This window comes from Inquilinus sp. (genome assembly GCF_039594555.1).
Taxonomy (GTDB): domain Bacteria; phylum Pseudomonadota; class Alphaproteobacteria; order DSM-16000; family Inquilinaceae; genus Inquilinus.
Window position 1 is genome coordinate 1 of sequence record NZ_JBCNNF010000556.1, and the last position, 3,606, is coordinate 3,606.

The following is a 3,606-nucleotide window of genomic DNA, read 5'->3' on the forward strand; positions in this document are numbered from 1 at the left end:
CGGATTTCCAGCCGAGATGCCAGGCCGCCGGCGTCGGCACCGTGCGGCTGTCGACTGAGTAGAAGTTGCGCCCGGTCGGCAGCACGTCGAGGCGCCCGCGGGTCGGCGCGCCGGAGGAGCCGGGCGGCACGAAGCGCCCGGCCAGCCCGCGCAGCAGCCCGTCGATCTCGGCGGCGCCGGAGCGGTCGACGGAGGGCGCGACAGTGGCCGCGATCTCGGCGAGGACCGCGGCAGTGGCGGTCCAGCTGGGCTCGGGCGCCCGGGTGCCGGCGACCAGGTCGCGCGCCAGCCCCTCCAGCCGCTCGACCGTGTCGCCATGGGTCCGCCAGCCCGTCTCCGGCCCCAGCACAGCGGGCCGCGGTCCGACCCAGGCGTCGCCGAAGCGGCAGTCCAGCGGATCGAAGCCGAGGCCGAGATCATTCGTCAGCGCGCGGATCAGCGAGGCGTCGCCGCCCTGCCCCGCCCCGCGCGGCACCCGGGTCAGCGCCACCAGTAGGTCGGTGCGCTGGTCGCCCTGCGGCGAGCGGCCGAAGATGTGCAGCCCGTCGCGGATCTGCATCTCCTTCAGCTCGCAGAGATGGTTGTCGATCTGCGCCAGGGCTGAGTCGGAATCGGCGTCGGCCGCCACGCCGCAATCGCGGTCCAGCCCGGTCGACCGGGCGAGGTCGAGGATGCGGTCGCGCAGATGCCTGAGCCGGCGCGGGTCCATGCCGGCGGCCTCGTAATATTCGTCAACCAGCGCCTCAAGGTCCTTCAGCGGGCCGTAGCTCTCGGCCCGGGTCAGCGGCGGCGTCAGGTGGTCGATGATCACGGCGGCGGCGCGGCGCTTGGCCTGGGTGCCCTCGCCCGGGTCGTTGACGATGAAGGGATAGAGATGCGGCACGGGGCCGAAGGCGGCCTCGGGGAAGCAGTCCTGCGACAGCGCCAGCGCCTTGCCCGGCAGCCATTCCAGGTTGCCGTGCTTGCCCATATGGACGATGGCCTGCGCCCCGAAGCCCTGCCGCAGCCAGGCGTAGAAGGCCAGATAGCCATGCGGCGGCACCAGGTCGGGGTCGTGATAGGTGGCCTGCGGGTCGATGTTGTAGCCGCGCGCCGGCTGCACGCCGATCACCACGTTGCCGAAGCCATGCACCGCCAGGCGGAAGGCGCCGGCCTCGACGAAGGGATCGGCTTCGGGTTCGCCCCAGCGGGCGGTGACGGCTGTGCGAACGGCCTCAGGCAGGCTGTTGAAGTAGGCGCGGTATTCGGCCAGGGGATAAGCCTCGCCGCCGGAGCGGATGGCCCGGTCCTTCAGCGCATTGGTTGGCCCGGCGGTGACTCGCGCCATCAGGGCTGCGGCATCCGCAGGCACATCCTCGACGGTATAGCCGGCTTCGGCCAAAGCGCGCAGCACCTCGACCGTCCCGGCCGGGGTGTCGAGGCCCACGCCGTTGCCGAGACGGCCGTCGCGGTTCGGATAGTTGGCCAGGACCAGCGCCACGCGGCGTACGGCCGGTGGCGTGCGGCGCAGCCCGGCCCAGGCGGCGGCGAGGTCGGCGACGAAGCCGATCCGGTCCGGCACCGGGCGGTAGGACACCACGGTGCATTCGGTCAGCGGGTCCCAGCGCGCCTCCGACTTGAAGGACACGGCGCGGGTCAGCACCCGTCCGTCGATCTCGGTCAGGGCGACGTTCATCGCCAGATCCTGGGCCGACAGGCCGCGCGTGCCCTCGCGCCATGCCGCCTCGGCGCCGCCGGCGAACACCACCTGCAGGACAGGGCAATCCGCCGCGTCGAAGGGCGTCGGCTGGGCCGGGCCGCCGGGGCTGGAGACGGCGAAGCTGGTGGCGTTCAGGATCACCGCCGGCGGGTGTCGGGCGAAGGCGTCGGTGATCAGCTCGGCCGAGACGGCGTCCTTGAGGCTGGAGACGAAGACCGGCAGCGGGTTCAGACCACGGGCCTGGAGCGCCGCGACCAGCGCATCGACCGGCGCTAGGTTCCCGGCCTGGACCAGGGCGCGGTAGAAGACCAAGCCGATGACGGGGGTGGTGGTGGCCTCCCCGGCCCCATTGTTTTGAGTCCCCCCTCCCCTCGCGGGAGGGGGTAGGGGGAGGGGGTTGTCGATCGAAGGACTCGGTATCGCCGGTCTGTCTTCAGGCCGCGGTTCTTGCTGTGAGAACCCCCTCCCCCTACCCCCCTCCCGCAGGGGGAGGGGGGACTCGGTCGGTTCTTGCCTCCATCGCTGCTCGATCTCGCCGAACGACGGATGCCTCAGATCCGGCCAATACAGCCCGGCGCGCAGCAGCGGCCGCGGCTCGGCCCAGGGCAGGTCGTGGCCGATCAAGCTCCCGGCATAGGCCAGGAAGCTGCGGGCGTTCTCGATGCCGCCTTCGACCAGATAGCGCCACAGCCGCCCCCTCGCCTCCTCCGGCAGGGTCGACAGGCCGTCGAGATCGGCATCCGGCTTGTCGTCGCCCGGCAGCACGGCCAGCGCGATGCCCTCACGCCGGCAGGCGGCGTGCACCTGCTCGATGCCGTAGCGCCAGTACCCCGCCCCGCCCAGCAGACGCACCACCACCAGCCTGGCCCGGCTGGCCACGTCGTCGACATAGGTGTCGACCGACAGGTTGTGGCCGAGCTGCAGCAGGTTGGCCAGGCGCAGCCGGGGGAAGTCCTCGCCGAATCCGGCGCGCGCCGCCGACAGGCAGGCAAGCTCGGTGTCCGCCGCGGTCAGGACGACGATGTCGCCCGGGCTCTGGCCCAGATCGACCGCCTCCGACCCGTCGGCGATGCTGCCCGGCTTGGCGGCGAGGAGATGCATCAGGGATGGCTCTTCAATGGATGGGCCGGTTCCCCCTCACCCTCCCGTCGCCGACGCGACGGGCCCCTCCCTCTCCCCGAGGAGAGGGAAACAAGCGGCGCGCGCCGATGCACCTCTCCTTGGGGAGAGGTCGAAATCGCGCAGCGATTTCGGGTGAGGGGGAGCACTGGCCTCGCCATTCCGCTCAGGCCGTCAGCGCCTTGGTGATCGCGGCGCGGTCGAGGCCGCGCTCGCCGATCACCACCAGGGTGGTGCCGCGCGGTTCCTCGGTGCGCCAGGCGCGGTCGTAGTAATGCTGGATGCGGCCGCCCACCGCCTGCACCACCAGCCGCATCGGCTTGCCCGCGACCTCGGCGAAGCCTTTCAGCCGCAGGATGTCATGCGCCTCGATCACCGGCTTCAGCTTGCGCGCCAGGGCGTCGGGATCGGCCACGGTGCCGAGGTCGACATGGAAGCTCTCGAAATCGTCGTGGTCGTGCTCCTCCTCCGCATCGTGATGCGAGGGGCGCGCCGCCAGATCGTCCTCCGCCGCGGCGCCGAGGCCCAGCAGCACCGCGGCGTCGATGGCGCCGTGCCGGGCCTTGACCACCTTCACCCCCGGCCGCAGCTGGGTGGCCAGGTCGGTCGAGACGGCGGACAGGGAGTCGTCGTCCAGCAGGTCGGTCTTGTTCAGGATCACCATGTCGGCGCAGGCCAGCTGGTCCTCGAACAGCTCCTCCAGCGGGCTGTCGTGGTCCAGCGCCTCGTCCGCGGCGCGCTGGGCGGCCAGGGCCTCCTCATCCGGTACGAAGCGGCCTTCGGAGACC

Annotated in this window: 2 protein-coding genes; both read right to left on the reverse strand. The window is 71.9% G+C overall.

Annotated elements, in window-relative coordinates:
• A partial coding sequence (cobN, locus tag ABDW35_RS33900; RefSeq protein ID WP_343718255.1) for a cobaltochelatase subunit CobN occupies window positions 1–2,800 on the reverse strand: 2,800 nt, incomplete at its 3' end.
• Window positions 2,801–2,984: 184 nt separating this feature from the next.
• Window positions 2,985–3,606: GTP-binding protein (locus tag ABDW35_RS33905; protein ID WP_343718256.1), on the reverse strand; the 622-nt coding region annotated here is incomplete at its 5' end.